The sequence below is a fragment of the Piscinibacter sp. genome, assembly GCF_047600445.1.
GTDB lineage: Bacteria > Pseudomonadota > Gammaproteobacteria > Burkholderiales > Burkholderiaceae_C > Piscinibacter.
Genome location: NZ_JASGKT010000002.1, coordinates 599,552 through 618,450 on the forward strand (window position 1 = coordinate 599,552; position 18,899 = coordinate 618,450).

The following is an 18,899-nucleotide window of genomic DNA, read 5'->3' on the forward strand; positions in this document are numbered from 1 at the left end:
GAGCATGGACGCCGCCCAGCCGCTGTACGACCTTTCGCCGCTGCTGCGCATGGCGCTGCTCGGCGGCGTGCTCGCGCTCGGGCCGCTGGCCTGGCTGTGGCTGCGCCATCGCGACGCCTCGCCGGCGGGCCGCGCGCATGCGCTGACGCTGCTGGTGCTGTTCCTGACCTTCGACCTGGTGGTGTTCGGCGCCTTCACGCGGCTGTCCGACTCCGGCCTGGGCTGCCCCGACTGGCCGGGCTGCTACGGCAGCGCCAGCCCGCTGGGCGCGCACGCCGAGATCCACGCCGCGCAGAGCGCGCAGCCCGGCGGCCCGGTGACGCACGGCAAGGCCTGGGTCGAGATGATCCACCGCTACCTCGCGACCACGGTGGGCATGCTGATCATCGTGATGACGGCAACGGGCTGGCGCGATGCGCGCCGCGGCCGCGCCGCGCTTTCGCCGTGGTGGGCGACGGCGACGCTCGCCTGGGTGTGCGCGCAGGGCGCGTTCGGCGCGCTGACGGTCACGCTCAAGCTGGTGCCGGCCATCGTCACGCTGCACCTGCTCGGCGGCATCGGGCTGCTGGCGCTGCTGGCGGTGCAGGCCGAGCTGCAGCGTCCGCGTCCGCTGGCGCTGTCCGCCGCGCTGCGCCGCGGCCTGGCCGGCGTGGCCGCGCTGGCGCTGCTGCAGGCGGCGCTGGGCGGCTGGGTCAGCACCAACTACGCGGTGCTCGCCTGCCGCGAGTTCCCGACCTGCCAGGGCGCGTGGTGGCCGGCGATGGACTTCCGCCACGGCTTCACGCTGTGGCGCGCGCTGGGCGAGACCAAGCAGGGCGACTTCCTGCCCTTCGAGGCGCTCACCGCGATCCACTACACGCACCGCCTGACGGCTTACGCGCTGTTCGCCGCGATGCTGGGCCTGGCCTGGGCGCTGCGCCGCGGCGGCGCCGACGCGCGCCGCGTCGCGCTGGCGCTGCTGGCGCTGGCGGCGTGGCAACTGCTGTCCGGGCTGAGCAACGTCGTGCTCGGCTGGCCGCTGCCGGCCGCGCTGGCGCACACCGCCGGCGCCGCGTTCCTGATCGCCGCGCTGGCCGCGTGGCTGACCCGCGCCGCGCTGGCGCGCCACGCGGCGCGGGCCATGCCCGCGCTCGGCGCGCCGGCCGGCGCGATCCTGTAGGCTTCTTCGCAAGACCATGTCCGAGACCGCCGATTCCATGGCGCCGCCGAGGCCCGCCGCGCCCTCGCTGCCGTCGCGCTGGCGCCAGTACCACGTGCTGACCAAGCCGCGCGTGGTGCAGTTGATCGTCTTCTGCGCCGTGATCGGCATGCTGCTGGCCACGCCCGGGCTGCCGCCGTGGCGCGAGGCGCTGGCCGGCACCGTCGGCATCTGGCTGGTGGCGGCGGCGGCGGCGGCCTTCAACTGCCTGATCGAGCAGCACATCGACGCGCGCATGGCGCGCACCGCCTGGCGGCCCACCGCGCGCGGCGAGCTGACGCGCACGCAGACGCTGATGTTCTCCGCCGCGCTGTGCGCGGCCGGCTGCGCGCTGCTGTATGTGGGCGCCAACCCGCTGACGATGTGGCTGACGCTGGCCACCTTCGTCGGCTACGCGATCGTCTACACCGTGGTGCTCAAGCCGCTGACGCCGCAGAACATCGTGATCGGCGGCGCGTCGGGCGCGATGCCGCCGGTGCTGGGCTGGGCGGCGGTGCGCGGCGAGGTCGGCCACGAGGCGCTGATCCTGTGCCTGATCATCTTCCTGTGGACGCCGCCGCACTTCTGGGCGCTGGCGCTGTACCGCGCCGAGGACTACCGCCGCGCCGGCCTGCCGATGCTGCCGGTGACGCACGGCAACGAGTTCACGCGGCTGCAGGTGCTGCTCTACACCTTCGTGCTGTTCGCCGCGACGCTGCTGCCCTTCGTCTCGGGCATGAGCGGCTGGTTCTACCTCGCCTCGGCGCTGGTGCTCGGCGGCCTGTTCATCGCCTACGCCTGGATGCTGTGGCGCGACTACTCCGACGCGCTGGCGCGCAAGACCTTCCGCTTCTCCATCCTCCACCTCTCGCTGCTGTTCGCCGCGCTGCTGGTGGATCACTACCTCGGACTGCTGCTGCGATGAGTTCCCGCCGCCTCGCCCTTCTCGGTTTCTTCGGCCTCGCGCTGGCGCCGGCGCTGCTCGCCGGCTGCGACCGCTCCGGCGGCGGCGCGGCCGGCCCGGCCGCCTCGTTCCGGGCCGTCGACATCACCGGCGCCGAGTACGCGCGCCAGATCGCGCTGCCCGACCCCGACGGCCGCATGCGCACGCTGGCCGACTTCAAGGGCAAGGTGACGGTGGTGTTCTTCGGCTACACGCAGTGCCCCGACGTGTGCCCGACCACGATGGCCGAGCTGGCGCAGGTGAAGAAGTCGCTCGGCGCGGACGGCGAGCGCGTGCAGGGCGTGTTCATCACGATCGACCCGGAGCGCGACACGCCCGAACTGCTGAAGGCCTACATGGGCAGCTTCGACCCGAGCTTCGTCGCGCTGCGCGGCAACGCCGAGCAGACGGCGGCCGTGGCCAAGGAGTTCAAGGTGTTCTACGCGCGCGTGCCCGGCAAGACCGAGGGCAGCTACACGATGGACCACACCGCCGGGTCCTACGTGTTCGACACCCAGGGCCGGGTACGCCTGTTCGTGCGCTACGGCAGCGGCGCCGAGGCGCTCGCCGCCGACCTGAAGACGCTGCTCGCCGCGGGCTGAGCGCCCGCGCACATCAGTCGCCGCCGCCGCCGCGCCGCCACACCGCGGCCAGGGCCTTGAGCTTGGACAGGGCGTCGAGCCGCTCGTCGGACAGGGCGTCGAGGAAGTCCGACAGCCGCTTGGACTTGACCATCGTGTAGGCGGTCAGCGCCGCGGTCACGACAAAAACCGCGCTGAACAACAACAGCCGCGTCGACAACGGCGCCTGGGATTCGCCGAGCAGGTTCATGCCGAGGAAGCCGGTGGTGATGGTGCCGATCAGGCCGAAGATCGTCACCACCGTCAGGCGCACCACGGTGTTGGCCTGGCGGCGCAGGCCGTCGGCCTCGAGGTAGCCGCTCATGTCGGCGATGCGCTCCTTGACCTCGGCATACAGCGCGTCGGTGCCCAGCTGCGTGGTGCACATGCGGAACAGCGCGCGCGCCTGCGCCTGTTCCGACACCTCGTGGAACCAGTAGCGGTGCGTGAAGCCCAGGAAGCCGGCGAAGCTGTCGCGGATCGCGCGCTTGAAGCGGCGCACGCTGTCGGGGTCGGTGATGTCCAGGTGCTTCAGCGCCTCGGCCAGCCGGTCGCTGAACATCAGCAGCGCGGCCTTCTGGAAGTGCGCGATCAGGAACAGCAGGAAATGCTGGTGGCGGAACTGCGCCAGCACGCCGCGCTCGGCGCAGTTGTAGAAGGCCGAGCGCGCGTCGCCGACCACCACCAGCGAGTGGCCGCTGCACAGGTAGCGGGTGTGGGGCGCGGCGCCGGCGTTGGACCAGAAGCGGTCGTAGCAGTGGCGGCGCTCGAACTCGGCCAGCTCCGATTCGGCGATGGGCAGCATCGCGTCGTCGCTGCCGCCTTCGGCCGCCGCCGCCAGCAGCCCCAGGCGCACGAAGTCGCCGCGCTTCAGCGCGCGCGGCTCGTCCAGCGCCAGGTAGGCCATGGTCGGCATGCGGTAGTACTCGATCTGGCGGAAACGCAGCGCGCCCGGCCGCCCCGAATGGTCGCTGACCAGCGGCTCCAGCAGGAAGGCCCAGTGCGCGGCGATGCGCGGCGCGCGGTGCTCGGCCACGTGGGACAGGAACAGCTCGCGCTGCTGCGCGTCGGACTGCGCCAGCACGCGGCCCTCGGCGTCGAGGAACTCGCTGCGGTCCATGCAGTGCAGCGCCTGGCCCTGCGGATCCCAGCCGGCCGGGTAGGCGCGGCCGAAGCGGTACAGCAGGTCCTGCGCCCGGGGCAGCGGCAGGTCGCCGGCGCTGACCTCGACGTTCAGCATCACCAGGTCGATGTTGTAGAAGAAGATCAGGTCGACGTGCACGATGTCCAGCAGCAGCGGCGCGTCGCCGGGCTTGGACACCGAGCCGCACCTTGGACACGTCGCGGCGCCGGAACAGCCGCATCGGCGAAGCGGCGGCGTGCGCGCCGCGCTGCGCGCGCCCGTCGCCGTACAGGAAGCGCTGCACGTAGGGCAGGAAGGTCACGAACTCGTTGTAGTGGCGTTCGTGGAAGCCCTCGGCGTCGCCGGTGTATTCGTCCACCACCTCGCGCCAGTCCGGTGTCAGCAGCTCCCAGGGCTGGGCCTTGGTGCCGCGCGGCAGCGGCATCAGCCGCAGCGGCCACAACAACACCTGGCGCAGGTGCCGGACCCGTGGCGGGGCCGCTGGGGCGTCGTCGGCGAGGGCCATGGCCCGCAGTGTACGGGCGCCCGGCGCTTCAACCGGGGTTCAGGCCGCGTCGGCCAGGGCCGTGCGCATCTTCTTCATCGCCGCGACCTCGATCTGGCGGATGCGCTCGGCGCTGACGCCGTAGTCGGCGGCCAGCTCGTGCAGCGTCATGCCGCCGCTGCCGTCGTCGTTGACCTTCAGCCAGCGCTCCTCGACGATGCGGCGGCTGCGCGCGTCCAGCGCGTCGAGCGCGTGGGCGATGCCGTCGCCGGCCAGCCAGTCGCGCTTGCGCGCTTCCAGCACGCGCGTCGGCTCGTGCGCCTCGTCGGCCAGGTAGGCGATCGGCGCGTAGGCTTCCTCGCCGTCGTCGCCCGACTGCGGCTCCAGCGCCACGTCGCCGCCGGCCAGGCGCGTCTCCATCTCGAGCACTTCCTCGGGCTTGACGTTCAGCGTGCGGGCGACGGTGTCGACCTCGCCGGCGGTCAGCGTGCTGCGATGGGTGTCGAGGTCGGCGGCCTCGTCCTTCAGGCTCTGCTTCATCGAGCGCAGGTTGAAGAACAGCTTGCGCTGCGCCTTGGTCGTCGCGACCTTGACCATGCGCCAGTTCTTCAGGATGTACTCGTGGATCTCGGCCTTGATCCAGTGCATCGCATAGCTGACCAGGCGCACGCCCTGCTCGGGGTCGAAGCGCTTGACGGCCTTCATCAGGCCGACGTTGCCTTCCTGGATCAGGTCGCCGTGCGGCAGGCCGTAGCCCAGGTACTGGCGCGAGATCGACACCACCAGGCGCAGGTGCGACAGCACCAGTTGCCCGGCGGCCTGCAGGTCGCCGCCGGCGCGCAGGCGGCGCGCCAGCGAGACTTCCTCTTCCTGCGTCAGCAGCGGCAGCCGGTTGACGGCGCTGATGTAGGCGTCGAGGTTGCCCAGCGAGGGCACCATCGCCCAGGGGTCGCGGACGGCGAGCGCGGAGGTCGCGCAGGGGGGTTGCATGCTCATGGAGGCTTCAGACACGCTGTGGCTCCTTTCGTTCCATCGATATTAGCACTCGGCGATGGAGAGTGCTAAATCAGGGGTAGGCTCAGCCGAAGCGTGTCGACAGGCTCTCCAGCACCTCGTCGACCGCGGCGAGCAGCTCGGTCACGCTGACCGGCTTGGTCAGGTAGCGGCGCGCGCCGGCCAGCATCGCGGCCTCGATCCGGCGCGCCGTCGCGTCGGCCGAGACCACCACCACCGGCACCCCGGCGGTGGCCGGGTCGGTTTTCAGCCGTTCGAGCAGTTCCAGGCCGTTCATGTCGGGCAGGTGCATGTCGAGCAGCACCAGGTCGGGCTGGCGCGCCTGGATCGCTCGCAGCGCCTCGGCGCCGCTGCCCGACACCTCCATCTGCACCTGCGGGCGCTGCGACAGGATGCCGCGCATCACCTCGACGTTGGTCTCGTTGTCCTCGACGTAGTGCACGATGCGCTTGTGGTACTCGGCGCTGGCCGTCACCAGCGGGTCGAGGTCGGACGGCACGGTGTCGGGCTCGATCGCCGCGGGCAGCGTCAGGATGAACGACGAACCCTCGCCGGCCAGGCTGCGCGCGCGCAGCGAGCCGCCCATCAGCTCGGCCAGGCGCTGGCTGATCACCAGCCCGATGCCGGTGCCCTCCTGCGACGAGCGTTCGCGGCCGAGCCGGTTGAAGGGCTGGAACAGCTCGGCGAGCTGCTCGGGCGTCATGCCCAGGCCGGTGTCGGTGACGGCGATCTCGACCATGTCGTCCGGCCGCAGCCGGCTGGCCACGTGGATGCGCCCGCCGTCGCTGTTGTACTTGACCGCGTTGCTCAGCAGGTTCACCAGGATCTGCTTGACGCGCGTGGCGTCGCCCATCAGCACGCCGGTGCCGTCGGCCAGCTCGGTGCTGACGCCCAGCGCGCGCCGCCTGGCCTCGGTGTCGACCATCGCCAGGCTGGCCGACAGCAGCTCGGGCAGGCCGATCGGGCCGATCTGCAGCTTGAGGTTGCCCGACTCGATGCGCGACAGGTCGAGCACGTCGTTGATCATGTCCAGCAGGTGCCAGCCGGCCTGCTGGATCTGCGCCACCCAGGGCTGCTGGTCTGCCGACAGCGGGTGGCGCCGGTCGAGTTCGAGCAGTTGCGCGAAGCCGAGCATCGCGTTCAGCGGCGTGCGCAGCTCGTGGCTCATGCGCGAGAGGAACTCGCTCTTGGCGCGGTTCGCCGCCTCGGCGCGCTCGCGCGCGGTCTCGGCGTCCTGCAGGCGCAGGTGCTCGGTGATGTCCTCCACCACGCCGACGATGCGGCGCGCCTGGCCGAACTCGTCGCGCAGCAGCGTCACGGTCGACTTGATCCACAGCGTGCGGCCGTCCTTGGTGATGTAGCGCTTCTGGCGCCGGTACATCGGCAGCTCGCCGGTCACCAGCGCGCGCGAGAGCTCGACGTCCTGCGCCACGTCCTCGGGGTGCGTGTACTGCGCGACGGTCATCTGCTGCAACTCGTCCTCGCTGTAGCCGAGCATCTCGCAGAAGCGCGGGTTGGCCTGTTTCACGCCGCCGCCCAGGTCGGTGTAGAGGATGCCGATCGGCGCGGTGTTGAGGATGTTGCGGAAGCGCTGCTCGCTGTCGCGCAGCGCCGCCTGGGCGCGCTCGCGCTCGTGCACCTCGTCCTGCAGCGCCGCGGTGCGCTCGGCCACGGCCGCCTCGATGCGGCGCGCGCGTCCGGTGATCACCAGCAGCAGCGCGCCGAGCATCGCCGCGCCGAGCAGGCCCACCACCGAGAACAGCCAGGCGTTGGCGCCGCGGCCTTCCGGCACGTCGGCCTCGCGCGCGCCGACGCGCAGCTCCCAGCGCCGGCCGCCGAAGCCGATCTCGCGCTCCTCGCGCAGCGCCGGGGCGGCGCCGGTCTCGCAGCCGTCGGCCCCGGCGAGGCGGCGCGGCCCGGCCTGCGGGTCGGCGTCGACCAGGCACAGCGACAGGTAGGCCGGCATGTCACTGGCCATCGAGGCCAGCAGCGGCGCCAGGCGCAGCGTCACGAACACCACGCCGCGCAGCGTGCCGGCGGGGGCGGTTGCGGCGCCGCCCTCGTCGAAGTTCACCGCGCGGTAGACGACCACGCCGGTGCGGTCCTGCCCCTCGGGCACCTGCGTCAGCGCGAACGGCGCGCTGGCCACCGACACGCCTTCGGCGCGGCTGTGCTCGATGGCGGCGCGCGCCGCCGGCACCGACAGGATGTTGAGCCCGAGCGCCGTCGCGTTGCCCTGCATCGGCTCGACGAAGCGCATCGCGATCACCGGCTCGCGCGGCACGCCGGCCGGGTCTTCGCCGCGTTCGAAGACGCGGTATTGCGGCAGCCCCTCGGCGCGCACCGCCGCCTCGAAGGCCGGCACCTGGGCGCGCGGCATCGCCTCGTACCAGCCGATCGCCGTCAGGCGGCCGTCGGTCAGCCAGGCGGCGCTGGCGCGGTGCATCTCGTCGCGGTCGACGTCCTCGGAGGCGATGAAGACGCCGCGCAGCGCCTCGAGCGCCAGCAGCGGCTCGCGCAGCCGCGCGTCGAGCACGACGGCGGCGTGGTTGGCGTCGCGCAGGAAGGTGTTGCGCACCCGCTCCTCGTCCCAGCGCACCACCTGAGCGATGCCCAGCGCCATCACGAAGGTGGTCAGCAGCAGCGTCAGGCCGACGCTGGCGCGCCGCGCCGCCCAGTCGGCGCGCGGCCGGCCGATCAGCGTCAGCGTGATCGGCGTGGCGATCATCGCGCCGAAGGTGTCGCCGGCCCACCAGGTCAGCCAGGTCACCGGGGCGCCGGCGAGCGGCACGATGCCGGCGGCGACCAGCACCACCGTGGCGATGCTGGGCGCCACCATGCAGGCCAGCGCCCCGCCCAGGCCGAACAGCACGGCCACGTCGCGCGGCTCGCTGATGGCCAGCGGGTTGCGCGCGTGGCGCCGCACCAGCCAGGCGCCGGCGCCGGCCTGCAGTCCGGCGGCGAGCGCGGTGGCCACCGGCACCAGCAGCGCGACCGGATCGACGCTGCCGCGCAGCGCGACCAGCGACACGTTGACGAGGAAGTTGCCCAGCGCGGTGCCGAGGATCGCGGCGCGGCCGTACACCAGCACCGCGGCCAGCGCGATGCCGGCCGGCGGGTACAGCGGCGAGGCGTAGCTCGGCGGAATGGCGAACTGCAGCGCGGGCAGCCCGACCAGCAGGTAGGCCAGCGCCATGCCGGCGACGATCCACGCCGGGTGCGGCGCGGCGTTCGAGTCGGCGGGAGTCCCGGCGGGGCTGGGCACGGCAGTCCCGGCCTCAGGGCAGCGCGCGGCCGGCCGCGGCCGGACTGCGGCGTGGTGGCCGCCCCGGCGTGCCGAGCGGGGTCAAGAGCATCGACATGGCGGCCCCATTATGTTGGGGCCGGGCGCTGCTCAGTCGGGATAACACGTCAATACGTACTCGCCGGGCGCGGATGCGAGAGATGCTCCACGCGGCAGGGTGTGCGGCGCGCGACGGCGCGAGGAGCGCCGCGCCAGCCACTGCTGCCAGGCGGGCCACCACGAGCCCTCGTGCGCGGCGGCGTCGCGCTCCCAGTCGTCGGGGGCGACCCAGGCGCCGCGCGCCGGTCGCGTCGCGATGCGGTAGCCGCGGCGCGGGTGGCCGGGTTCGGAGACGATGCCGGCGTTGTGCCCGCCGCTGGCCAGCGCGAAGGTGATCTCGGCGTCGCACAGGTGGTGCAGCTTGTAGACCGAGCGCCACGGCGAGACGTGGTCGCGCGAGGTGCCGACCATGAAGACGGGCAGGTGCAGGTCGGCCAGCGAGAGCGTTTTGCCGTCGTGCCCGCCGACGCGGTAGGTGCCCATCGCCAGCGCGTTGTGCAGGTACAGCGACACCAGGTACTCGTGGTGCATGCGCGCCGGCATGCGCGTGGTGTCGCTGTTCCAGGCCATCAGGTCGCTGGGCTGCTCGCGTTCGCCCATCAGGTACTCGCGCATGCGGCGTGTCCACACCAGGTCGCGCGAGTGCAGGAACTGGAACGAGCCGGCCATCGCGTCGCCCGGGAAGTAGCCGCGCGCGCGGTTCTGCTCCTTCAGGTAGGCGATCTGGCTCTCGTCGATGAACAGGCCCAGCTCGCCGGGCTCGGAGAAGTCGACCTGCGCGGCCAGCAGCGTCAGCGTTTTCAGCGTGGCGAGCCGGCGCCGGTCGGCGACCACGCCCTCGCGCGCTAGCGCCGCCGCGGCGATCGCCATCAGCGTGCCGCCCAGGCAGTAGCCCATCGCGTGCACCGGCTGCCCGGGCTCCAGTTGCGCGATGCGGCGCAGCGCGTCCAGCGGGCCGCGTTGCAGGTAGTCGTCCATCGTCAGGTCGTGGTCCGCGGCGTCGGGGTTCTTCCACGACAGCATGTAGACCACGTGTCCCTGCGACACCAGCCAGCGCACCAGCGAGTTGTGCGGCGAGAGGTCGAGGATGTAGTACTTCATGATCCACGAGGGCACGATCAGCACCGGCTCGGGATGCACCGTTCTGGTTTGCGGCGTGTAGCGGATCAGCTCGGCCAGGCCGTTGCGCATCACCACCTCGCCGGGCGTGACGGCGACGTCGCGGCCGACCTTGAAACGTGCCTCGCGTTCGGCCGCGGCGCGTGCGCTGGCCGGCGTGGCGAGGTCTTGCAGCCAGTTCAGCCAGCCCTGGCGCAGCGGCGCGCCGGAGCGCTCGGCGTTGGCGTGCAGCACCACCGGGTTGCTCGGCAGCCAGTTGGCCGGCGTCATCACGCCCAACCACTGGCGCGCCATGAAGTCGGTCAGCTCGGCGTGGTGCGGCGTCATGCCCGGCTGCCGGGCGGCAACACGCCACCAGGCCTCGGCGCCGCGGAAGCCGCTGCGCATCAGGTGGAAGGGCCAGGTCTCCCAGTCGGGGTGGCGAAAGCGCGGATCCTCGTCGGCCGCGCCGCTGGGCGCGTCGTTGCCTTGCAGCGCCGCCGCGCCGAGCTGCGCCGCCAGCGCGGCCAGCTCCATCTGCCGCCCGGGCGAGACGCCCAGGTGCCAGGCCCAGTCGGCCCAGGCCAGGCCCAGCGACACCGGCGAGAGCCCGCCGGTCAGGGGCGCCGCCGCCACGTGCAGCAGGCGGTCGAGGCGGGCGGTGGGGGATTCGTCGTCGTGCGGCTGGCTCATGGACTCATCTTGATCCGCCGCGGCGGCCCCGGTATTGACGAATGACAGCCGCGCGCGCGGTGGCCCTGCGTCGCCTGTCATCGCCCACGATGCCGCAGAATGGCGTGGATGACGGGCACGATACGCTTCATCGTCCTGGCCGGCCTGGGCCTGGTCGCGGCCTCGATGCTGGCGACCTGGCTTTACGGTGCTTTCGCCGACCGCGTGCAGGGTGAAGCCTCCTACGCGCTGCCGGTCGAGGGCGGGCGGACGCCGCTCGACCAGCGCATAGGCGCCGTGGCGGACGCGCACCCCGGCGAAACCGGGCTGCATCTGCTGGCCGAGAACCTGGATGCCTTCGCCGCGCGCGGCCTGCTGGCGCGCCGGGCCGAGCGTTCGCTCGACCTGATGTACTACATCTGGCAGGACGACCTGACGGGCCGCCTGCTGCTGGCCGAGGTGCTGGCCGCGGCCGAGCGCGGCGTGCGCGTGCGCCTGCTGGTCGACGACATCGGCACCAGCCACGGCTGGGACGCGATGATCGCGATGGCGCACCACCCGCGCGTCGAGATCCGCATCTTCAACCCGACCCGCTCGCGCGCGGGCAGCCTGCGCCGCGGCGTCGAGATGGCGCTGCGCGCCTTCAGCGTGACGCGGCGCATGCACAACAAGGCCTGGATCGCCGACGGGCGCGTCGCGATCCTGGGCGGGCGCAACATCGGCGACCGGTATTTCGACGCCGGCGAGCACACCAACGTCCGCGACATGGACGTGCTGCTGATGGGCCCCGCCGTCGCGCAGACGGAGAAGGTCTTCGACGCCTACTGGAACGGCGGCGCGGCGCTGCCGCTGGACCGGCTCTCGCCGCTGAAAGACCCCCAGGGCGCGCTGGCGGAGATCGCTCCCGGCTTGCGCGCCAGCGCCGGCGAGGCCGCCGCCGGGCCGTACCTGGAGCGCCTGGCCAGGCGGGTCTCGCTTCTCGACCCGGCGCAGGAGCGGCCGGACTGGACGGCAAGCGCCCGCGTGCTCGCCGATCCGCCGGAGAAGGTGCTGGGCCGCAACGGCGAGAACTGGCTGATGCGCGAACTGCGGCCGGTCTTCGAGGCGGCGCAACGGCGGCTGGAGATCACCTCGCCTTATTTCGTCCCGGGAAAGGACGGCACGGAACGACTCGCGGCGATCGCCGCCAAGGGCGTGTCCGTGGCCATCCTGACCAACTCGCTGGCCGCGACCAACGTGGCGGCGGTGCATGGCGGCTATGCGCGCTACCGCGTGCCGCTGCTCGAAGCCGGCGTCGGGCTGTGGGAACTGCGCCCCGAGGACCACGAGAGCAATTTCTCGCTGCGCGGATCGAGCGGCGCCAGCCTGCACACCAAGGCCGTCACCGCCGACGGGCACGTGGGGTTCATCGGCTCGATGAACTTCGATCCGCGCTCGACCTCGCTGAACACCGAGATGGGCGTGCTCTTCGATTCCGAGGCGCTGGTGGCGAAGATGGAGGCGGTCTGGCAGCGCGAAACCTCGCCATCGCACAGCTACGAAGTCCGCCTGACGCCCGAGCGGCGGCTGGAATGGCGCGCGAGCCAGGGCGGGAAAGCCGTCGTCTACGACCGGGAGCCCGAAACCTCGCTGCTGCGCCGGCTGACCGCGCGGCTCATCGGGATGCTGCCGTTGGAGTCGCAGCTTTAGAAGTCATCTCTTCCCGGAAGGACAGTCCAGCGCGCGTTCAGTTCGAGGTCGATGAGCTTCTTCTCTGCAACGGCCCGAAGAAGCCGAGAACGTGCTGAATGCGTTTCCCGTCGGGCGAGAGTTCAACGACATCGAGCCCTTCGGGAAGTGTCGTGCCGTCTGGAAGAACCACATGCCAGTGGAAGCGCGCAAAACCGTGGTGAACGTCGACGGCGCTGGTGCGCACGACCTTGGCCCCGGGGCGCTTCGCCTGGACTCCCGAGATGTGCGCGAGCAGGTCTGGAACGGGAAGGTCGTCGGCTCTCGGGTCGCAGTAAGTCGCGTCATCCGCCAGCGTTGCACGGATCAGCCGCTCCCGCTCCTCGGGCGTCGGGGCAGACCATCCATCACAGTACGTGTCGATGAGGTGTTCAAGGGCATTCATGGGCCACAGCTTAGGGCAACGGACCGGCAAGACGGTGGCCTGCACGGCCTGACGTAGAGTGGTCTTCTCATGCTGTCATTCCGCCATGCGGCCCCCGACGACGCCGGCGCGCTCGCGTCGTTCGCGTCCCAGGCCTTTTCCGACGCCTACCGGGACCTCGACGACGCCCGCGAGATCGCCGAGTACGTCGCCGGACACTTCAACGTCCCGGCGGTTCTCGCCCTCATCGGCGACCCGCTCGCCACGACCGTGCTCGCCGAGCGTGGCGCCGAGTTGGCCGGCTATGCCGTCATCGCTCGAACGGAACCCCCGACGTGCGTGCCGGGCCCGCAGCCCATCGAGCTGGCGCGCTTCTATCTCGCCGACCGCTTCATCGGCCAGGGCCATGGCGCGCAATTGATGCGGGCCGTTCATCGCGAGGCGTCGCGCCTGGGTGCCGGAACGCTCTGGCTCGGCGTGTACGACCGCAACGTCCGCGCCATCGGCTTCTATGAACGGTCGGGCTTCACCCGGTGCGGCGGCAAGGACTTCCTCTTCGCGGGCCGTGTGTACGTCGATCCGATCTACGCTGCGCCGGTGCGCCACGGCGCCTGACGCTTTCGCCCGCGCTTGGCCTCAGACGTTGAACAGGAAGTTCATCACGTCGCCATCCCTGACGACGTATTCCTTGCCCTCGGCGCGCATCTTGCCGGCGTCCTTCGCGCCCTGTTCGCCCTTGTAGGCGACGAAGTCGTCGAAGGCGATGGTCTGGGCGCGGATGAAACCGCGCTCGAAGTCGGTGTGGATCACGCCGGCGGCCTGCGGCGCGGTGTCGCCGACGTGGATGGTCCAGGCGCGCACTTCCTTCACGCCGGCGGTGAAGTAGGTCTGCAGCCCCAGCAGCTTGAAGGCGGCGCGGATCAGGCGATTCAGGCCCGGCTCGCTCTGGCCCATCTCGGCGAGGAACATCTGCCTGTCCTCGTCGCTCATGTCGGCCAGTTCGGCCTCGGTCTTCGCGCAGATCGCCACCACCGGCGCCTTCTGCGCGTCGGCGTAGGCGCGCAGCTTGTCGAGCAGCGGGTTGGCCTCGAAGCCGTGTTCGTCGACGTTGCCGACGAACATCGCCGGCTTGGCGGTGATCAGGCACAGCGGCTTGAGCACCGCCTGTTCCTCCTTGCTGAAGTCCAGGCTGCGCACCGGCCTGCCTTCGTTCAGCGCCGCCTGGCATTTGTTCAGCACGTCGACCAGGCGCTGCGCCTCCTTGTCGCCGCCGGCCCGGGCCACCTTGGTGTAGCGCGCCAGCGACTTGTCCACCGTGGCCAGGTCGGCCAGGCACAGCTCGGTCTGGATCACCTCGATGTCGGAGATCGGGTCGACCTTGCCGGCCACGTGGATGACGTTCTCGTCCTCGAAGCAGCGCACCACGTTGACGATCGCGTCGGTCTCGCGGATGTGGGCGAGGAACTGGTTGCCCAGGCCTTCGCCCTTGCTCGCGCCGGCCACCAGCCCGGCGATGTCGACGAACTCGACGATCGCCGGCACGATGCGCTCGGGTTTCACGATGGCCGACAGCGCGTCGAGCCGCGGGTCGGGCAGCTCGACCACGCCGACGTTCGGCTCGATGGTGCAGAACGGGTAGTTCTCGGCGGCGATGCCGGCTTTGGTCAGGGCGTTGAAGAGGGTGGACTTGCCGACGTTGGGCAGGCCCACGATGCCGCACTTGAGGCTCATGGGGGGCTTTCCGGGGAATGGCGCGGGAAAGCGCGAATTCTAGGGCGCGCGCCCCGCGCCGCCGCGGCTCGCCGGGCCGGTCAGTCGAAGCGGTAGCTCGCCGTGCCGGCCTGGCCGATGCGCAGCACGGCCTCCACGCCTTCGACGATCACCGCGTTCATGCCGAAGGTGATCGCGCCGTCCAGGCGCGCGTCGGCGCGGTAGGCGGCCAGCGTGTCGCCGACCGCGTGGCCGGTCTGCGCCGTGGCCGGGTCGACGTCGGGGATGCTGCAGCGCGCGCAGGGCTTGACCAGCTTGAGGCGCACCGCGCCGTCGGGCGTGTCGAAGACGATCTCGTCGAGGTGGTCCTCGCCGTTGGCCTCCAGCCCGTCGAGCACGAGGTTGGGGCGAAAACGCTGCATCGTCACCGCGTCGTGGCCGGCCTGGCCGAGGCGCGTGTTCAGTTCGTCCAGCCCGGCGCTGGAGGCCACCAGCAGCGGAAAGCCGTCGGCGAAGGCGGTCTCGGCCTCGATCGGCCCGGTCCAGCGCCGGTCGGCGAGGCGGCGCTGTTCGGGGTCGAAGCGCACCAGGCGCAGCGGGCGGCCGAGGAAGTCGCTGAACCACTGCGCGGCGAGGTCGCCCATGTCGTAGGCCTTCACGGTGTCGTTCCACACCGTGGCCTGCGCCGGCGCCTCCACCGCGTCGAGCGCCAGGTGCAGCGCCAGCATGCCGGGCGCGCGCAGCAGCATGTCGGCGTGGCGCAGCGTAGGCCGCACCAGTGCCATGCGCGGCAGCTCGCGCTGCGTGACGAAGCGGCCCTGCGGGTCGACCACCATCCAGGCGCGGTCGAACTCGAAGCCGGTTTCGATGACCAGCGCCTCGTCGACGGCGATGCCGCCGCAGGACTTGACCGGATGCAGGTTCAGCCCGGCGATGCGCACCGCCACGTCGGCGTCGCCGCTCACTTGAACAGCCCCTTCAACAGCTTCTCCTTCAGCACGTCTTTCGGCTTGGGCGCGGAGGCGCCGGGCTCGGCCGGCTTGATGCCGAGCTTTTCCTTCAGCTTGTCTTCCACCTTGTTCTGCAAGGCGCCGGCCGCCACCGCCGACCATTGCACCTTCCAGTCGATGGCGTCGAAGGGCCCGGTCAGCCGCACCGGCACCGTCAGGCCCCTGAGCGCCGCCAGTTCGGCGCCGCCCTGGCCGGCGCTGGTGTCGGTGACGGTGGCGCGCGCGGTGTAGTCGATGCGGCCGCGGCCGATGTCGATGAGGCCGTCGCCGCCCAGGCGCAGGAACGGGCTCTTGACGTCGAGGTCGTGGCTGCGCGCCACGCCGTCGGCGATCTGGAAGGTGGCGCTCAGCTCGGAGAAGTCGGTCTTTTCGGTCTGGCGCGCCTGCTCCACCGCGTCCTGCTTGAGCGACAGCGCGGCCCGCGCCTGGCGCAGCGTCTTGGCCAGGTTGATGCCCTTGATGGCGCCGTCGCGCAGGTGCAGCGCCGCGTTGCCGCGCAACTGCGAGCGCAGCTCGCCGACGCTGCGGCCGCTGGTGTCCACGTCGAGCTGCACGCGGCCGGTGCCTTCGAGCAGGTCTTTCGATGCCACGTCCTTCAGCATCGCGTTGACGTTCACGCCGGTGGCCACCGCCTTGACCGCGATGCGGCTGGCGCGCGCGTCGGCCAGCGCGTTGGCGTCGAGCGCGCCGCCCCAGGCCTTGGCCTGCAGCACCGGCACGCGCAGCATGCCGCCGGCCAGCTTGGCCTCGACGCGCGCGTCGGCGATGCGGTACTGGCGCAGCGCCAGGCTGCCGGCGCGCAGCGTGATGTCGGCGTCCAGCGCGCGCAGGCCCGACAGGTCGACCGGCGCGTCCGCCGGCGCCGGCTTGCCCGAGCCCGGCGCGGTGCCGGCCGAGGCACCCTCGGGCAGCAGGGTATTGAGGTCGAGCGAATCGAAGCGGCCGTTGGCCTTGACGAACACCGGGTGCGCGGCCAGGTTGGCGTTGCCGTCGACGGCGAAGTTGTTGGCGTTCAGCGTGCCGGCCAGCGACCACTTCGCGAGCTGCGGCGAGGCCTGCGCGTTGCCGCGCAGGTTCAGCGCCAGCGGCTTGAGCTGCTTGTCCTGCAGGTCGGCCTTCAGCTCCAGTCCGTCGAGCGCCAGCGCCGACTTGGCCGGCTGCAGGCCGAGGTGGGCGCGCAGCGTGCCGGCGATGCGGCGGCCCGAGCCGTCGCTGTGGATGTCGGCCTCGAAGCCGGGCAGCGCGATGGCGTCGAAGTTGCCGGTCGGCGCGCCGCTCTTGAAGGCGGCGGCGATCGGCAGCTCGCCGCCGAGCGAGAACCTGCCCTGCAGCGCGCTGCCGGAGAGCTTCTCGCCGGCCACGTCCAGCCGCGGCCAGTCGAGGTCGAGCGCGAGCGGATCCTTGCCGCGCTGGCCTTTCAGGCGCAGCTTCAGCGCCTCGACGCGCAAGGCCTGCCGCGCCGGGTCGAAGGCGAAGGCGTCCAGCGCCAGCGTGCTGTCGGCGAGCTGGATCGCGCCGGCGCGCGCGGCCAGCGTCAGCTCGAGCTTGCGCGCCTCGGCCGCGCCCTTGGCGCCGTCCCAGGCGAGCGCGCCGCGCAGTTGCGCGTCGACGCCGGCCGCGCCGGGCAGGTCGCCCTTCCAGGCCAGGTTCATGTCGGCCAGCCTCGCCGAGCCGCTGGCCAGTTCGGGCGTCAGCGTGGTCTTGCCGCTGAGCGTGCCCTTGAGCGCCGGCTGCCTGAAGTCGGCGTTGGCCGACAGCTCCACCGGCGCGGCCACGCCGTCGGCGATGCGGCCGGTGGCCAGCGTGGCCAGCGCCAGCTCGCCGTCGAGCTTGGCCACCTCGTCCTTGATGCGGGCGCGCACGTCGCCGAGCACGATGCGGTCGATGTCGAAGCTCAGCGGGCGGGACGACGCCTCGGCCGGCGTGCCGGCCTTCTTGTCGTCCTTCGTGTCGGTCTTCGCGTCGGCGGGGCCGGTCAGGTCGTCGGTGTTGCGGCGGCCCCGCGCGTCGCGCAGCAGTTGCACGCGCACGCCGCTGGCCTCGACGCGGCCGACCACCACGCGGCCCGACAGCAGCGGCAGCAGCTCGACCGCCAGCGCGGCCTTGTCGACCGCCGCGAACTGCTCGGCGCGGCCATGTTCGCTCAGGCTCACCTGGGCGAGCTTGACCGCCACGCGCGGGAACACCGACAGCTCGATCGGCCCGGCGATCGCCAGCGTGCGGTCGTGGCGGGTTTTCATCCAGTCGATCGCCGCGCCCTTGTAGCGGTTCGGGTCGAAGCTGGCGACCAGCCAGGCGGCGGCCGCGACGGCCACCAGAAGCAGCGCTGCGAGCGCGATGAGGATGCGCTTGATCCAGAAGCTCATGGACGGCACGGTAGCCGAAAAACGGAGCGCGGATTTTGCACCCCGTTGCAAGCGGGGCGTTGTGACCCGCTGCCTACAATGCAAGGCGATGAAACACGTGGACGTGCTGGTGCGGGGCGCGGGCATCGTCGGGCAGAGCCTGGCGCTGTCGCTGGCCCGGCTCGGGCTGCAGGTCGGGCTGTGCCGCGATGCGCCGAACGAGACGCCGCGCCCCGGCGCCGCGCCCGACGTGCGCGCCTATGCGCTCAATGCCGCGTCCGTCGCGCTGCTGAAGTCGCTCAAGGTCTGGGATTCGCTGCCGGCGCACGCCGCGACGCCGGTGTACGACATGCACGTGCAGGGCGACGCCGAGGGCGCGGCGATCGACTTCTCCGCCTGGGAGCAGCGCGCCGGCGAGCTGGCCTGGATCGTCGATGCGCCGGTGCTCGAACGCGAACTGGCCGCGGCGGTGCGTTTCGCGCCGCACGTGCAGGTGCTGACGGCCGCGCAGGCCGATCACGCCAGGGCCGGCCTGGTCGCGCTGTGCGAGGGCAAGGCCTCGGCCGCGCGCGAGGCGCTGGGCGTGCGCTTCGAGCGCCACGACTACGGCCACAGCGCGATCGCCGCGCGGCTGGTCGCGTCGCGCCCGCACCAGGGCGCCGCGCGGCAGTGGTTCCGCTCGCCCGACGTGCTGGCGCTGCTGCCCTTCGATTCGCCCGAACCCCAGCGCAGCTACGCGCTGGTGTGGTCGCTGCCGCGCGAGCGCTGCGCCGAGCTGATGGCGCTGGACGAGGCGGCCTTCGCCGCCGCGCTGATGGAGGCCACGCGCGGCGAGGCCGGCGAGCCGGCGCTGGCCTCGGCGCGCGCCGAATGGCCGCTCGGCATCGCCAGCGCGAGCGCCTGGAGCGGCCCGGGCTGGGTGCTGCTGGGCGACGCCGCGCACCTCGTGCACCCGCTGGCCGGCCAGGGCCTGAACCTCGGCCTGGCCGACGTGGCGGCGCTCGCGCGCGTGCTCGCCGCGCGCGAGCCGTGGCGGCCGCTGTCCGACCCCCGGCTGCTGCGCCGCTACGCGCGCGAACGCGCGCTGCCCACCTGGGCGATGAGCCGCCTGACCGACGGATTGCTGCATTTGTTCGCGCAACCCGCACCCGCCGCGCGGGAACTCCGCAACCGCGGGCTGGGTCTGGTCAATCGCCTCACCCCGCTCAAGCGCTGGCTCACCGAGCGCGCCCTCGACAGCTGAAAGA

General features: G+C 72.1%; 13 protein-coding genes and 1 pseudogene. 6 read left to right on the forward strand and 8 right to left on the reverse strand.

Going from position 1 to position 18,899, the window contains the following annotated elements; all coding sequences use genetic code 11:
* Nucleotides 1-4 precede the first annotated feature (4 nt).
* Genes QM792_RS06850 through QM792_RS06860 form a run of 3 tightly spaced genes read left to right on the forward strand, consistent with a single transcriptional unit; the run spans nucleotide 5 to nucleotide 2,722 of the window.
* Nucleotides 5-1,159 carry a COX15/CtaA family protein gene (locus QM792_RS06850; protein ID WP_415148686.1) on the forward strand — a complete coding sequence of 385 codons (1,155 nt, stop codon included), beginning with the start codon at nucleotides 5-7 and terminating at the stop codon, nucleotides 1,157-1,159.
* Nucleotides 1,160-1,175: 16 nt separating this feature from the next.
* Complete coding sequence (gene cyoE, locus QM792_RS06855) at nucleotides 1,176-2,102, forward strand: heme o synthase (protein WP_415148688.1); 927 nt, start codon at nucleotides 1,176-1,178, stop codon at nucleotides 2,100-2,102.
* The gene (locus QM792_RS06860) at nucleotides 2,099-2,722 is read left to right on the forward strand and encodes an SCO family protein (protein ID WP_415148689.1); all 624 of its coding nucleotides are present in this window, start codon (nucleotides 2,099-2,101) and stop codon (nucleotides 2,720-2,722) included. Before cyoE ends, QM792_RS06860 begins: the two co-directional genes overlap by 4 nt.
* A 13-nt stretch (nucleotides 2,723-2,735) precedes the next feature.
* On the opposite strand, the pseudogene QM792_RS06865 reads toward QM792_RS06860, so the two are convergent.
* The 4 genes and pseudogenes from QM792_RS06865 to QM792_RS06880 form a co-directional block, all read right to left on the reverse strand.
* A pseudogene (locus tag QM792_RS06865) lies at nucleotides 2,736-4,389 on the reverse strand (hypothetical protein).
* 39 nt (nucleotides 4,390-4,428) lie between these two features.
* Complete coding sequence (gene rpoH / locus QM792_RS06870) at nucleotides 4,429-5,364, reverse strand: RNA polymerase sigma factor RpoH (protein ID WP_415148690.1); 936 nt, start codon at nucleotides 5,362-5,364, stop codon at nucleotides 4,429-4,431.
* A gap of 82 nt (nucleotides 5,365-5,446) precedes the next feature.
* Nucleotides 5,447-8,647, reverse strand: coding sequence for a CHASE domain-containing protein (locus QM792_RS06875; protein ID WP_415148691.1), 3,201 nt, complete (start codon nucleotides 8,645-8,647; stop codon nucleotides 5,447-5,449).
* Nucleotides 8,648-8,776: 129 nt separating this feature from the next.
* On the reverse strand, nucleotides 8,777-10,516 hold the full coding sequence (locus QM792_RS06880) for a PHA/PHB synthase family protein (protein ID WP_415148692.1): 1,740 nt from the start codon (nucleotides 10,514-10,516) through the stop codon (nucleotides 8,777-8,779).
* Nucleotides 10,517-10,624: 108 nt separating this feature from the next.
* Between QM792_RS06880 and QM792_RS06885 the strand changes: the two genes are divergently transcribed.
* Complete coding sequence (locus tag QM792_RS06885) at nucleotides 10,625-12,184, forward strand: phospholipase D family protein (protein ID WP_415148694.1); 1,560 nt, start codon at nucleotides 10,625-10,627, stop codon at nucleotides 12,182-12,184.
* 37 nt (nucleotides 12,185-12,221) lie between these two features.
* On the opposite strand, the gene QM792_RS06890 is transcribed toward QM792_RS06885, so the two are convergent.
* Entirely contained in the window at nucleotides 12,222-12,608 is a 387-nt protein-coding gene (locus QM792_RS06890) for a nuclear transport factor 2 family protein (protein WP_415148695.1), read from the reverse strand.
* A gap of 69 nt (nucleotides 12,609-12,677) precedes the next feature.
* Between QM792_RS06890 and QM792_RS06895 the strand changes: the two genes are divergently transcribed.
* Entirely contained in the window at nucleotides 12,678-13,202 is a 525-nt protein-coding gene (locus QM792_RS06895) for a GNAT family N-acetyltransferase (protein ID WP_415148697.1), read from the forward strand.
* A 21-nt stretch (nucleotides 13,203-13,223) separates the two neighbouring features.
* Here the strand turns inward: QM792_RS06895 and ychF are convergent, their stop codons facing one another.
* From ychF to QM792_RS06910, 3 genes are all read right to left on the reverse strand, one after another.
* On the reverse strand, nucleotides 13,224-14,318 hold the full coding sequence (ychF, locus tag QM792_RS06900; protein ID WP_415148698.1) for a redox-regulated ATPase YchF: 1,095 nt from the start codon (nucleotides 14,316-14,318) through the stop codon (nucleotides 13,224-13,226).
* An 80-nt stretch (nucleotides 14,319-14,398) separates the two neighbouring features.
* Nucleotides 14,399-15,262, reverse strand: coding sequence for an MOSC domain-containing protein (locus tag QM792_RS06905; protein WP_415148700.1), 864 nt, complete (start codon nucleotides 15,260-15,262; stop codon nucleotides 14,399-14,401).
* On the reverse strand, nucleotides 15,259-17,673 hold the full coding sequence (locus QM792_RS06910; RefSeq protein WP_415148702.1) for an AsmA family protein: 2,415 nt from the start codon (nucleotides 17,671-17,673) through the stop codon (nucleotides 15,259-15,261). Before QM792_RS06910 ends, QM792_RS06905 begins: the two co-directional genes overlap by 4 nt.
* 88 nt (nucleotides 17,674-17,761) lie before the next feature.
* Between QM792_RS06910 and QM792_RS06915 the strand changes: the two genes are divergently transcribed.
* Nucleotides 17,762-18,895: an FAD-dependent monooxygenase gene (locus QM792_RS06915; RefSeq protein WP_415148703.1), complete on the forward strand. Its 1,134-nt coding sequence runs from the start codon at nucleotides 17,762-17,764 to the stop codon at nucleotides 18,893-18,895.
* Nucleotides 18,896-18,899: the final 4 nt, after the last annotated feature.

What these genes read in the sequence shown, in the direction of transcription:
- QM792_RS06880 (WP_415148692.1), bottom strand. Translation starts at nt 10,516, where the DNA reads ATGAGCCAGCCGCACGACGACGAATCCCCCACCGCCCGCCTCGACCGC.
- QM792_RS06860 (WP_415148689.1), top strand. Translation starts at nt 2,099, where the DNA reads ATGAGTTCCCGCCGCCTCGCCCTTCTCGGTTTCTTCGGCCTCGCGCTG.
- QM792_RS06885 (WP_415148694.1), top strand. Translation starts at nt 10,625, where the DNA reads ATGACGGGCACGATACGCTTCATCGTCCTGGCCGGCCTGGGCCTGGTC.
- QM792_RS06850 (WP_415148686.1), top strand. Translation starts at nt 5, where the DNA reads ATGGACGCCGCCCAGCCGCTGTACGACCTTTCGCCGCTGCTGCGCATG.
- cyoE (WP_415148688.1), top strand. Translation starts at nt 1,176, where the DNA reads ATGTCCGAGACCGCCGATTCCATGGCGCCGCCGAGGCCCGCCGCGCCC.
- QM792_RS06915 (WP_415148703.1), top strand. Translation starts at nt 17,762, where the DNA reads ATGAAACACGTGGACGTGCTGGTGCGGGGCGCGGGCATCGTCGGGCAG.
- rpoH (WP_415148690.1), bottom strand. Translation starts at nt 5,364, where the DNA reads ATGAGCATGCAACCCCCCTGCGCGACCTCCGCGCTCGCCGTCCGCGAC.
- QM792_RS06895 (WP_415148697.1), top strand. Translation starts at nt 12,678, where the DNA reads ATGCTGTCATTCCGCCATGCGGCCCCCGACGACGCCGGCGCGCTCGCG.
- QM792_RS06890 (WP_415148695.1), bottom strand. Translation starts at nt 12,608, where the DNA reads ATGAATGCCCTTGAACACCTCATCGACACGTACTGTGATGGATGGTCT.
- ychF (WP_415148698.1), bottom strand. Translation starts at nt 14,318, where the DNA reads ATGAGCCTCAAGTGCGGCATCGTGGGCCTGCCCAACGTCGGCAAGTCC.
- QM792_RS06910 (WP_415148702.1), bottom strand. Translation starts at nt 17,673, where the DNA reads ATGAGCTTCTGGATCAAGCGCATCCTCATCGCGCTCGCAGCGCTGCTT.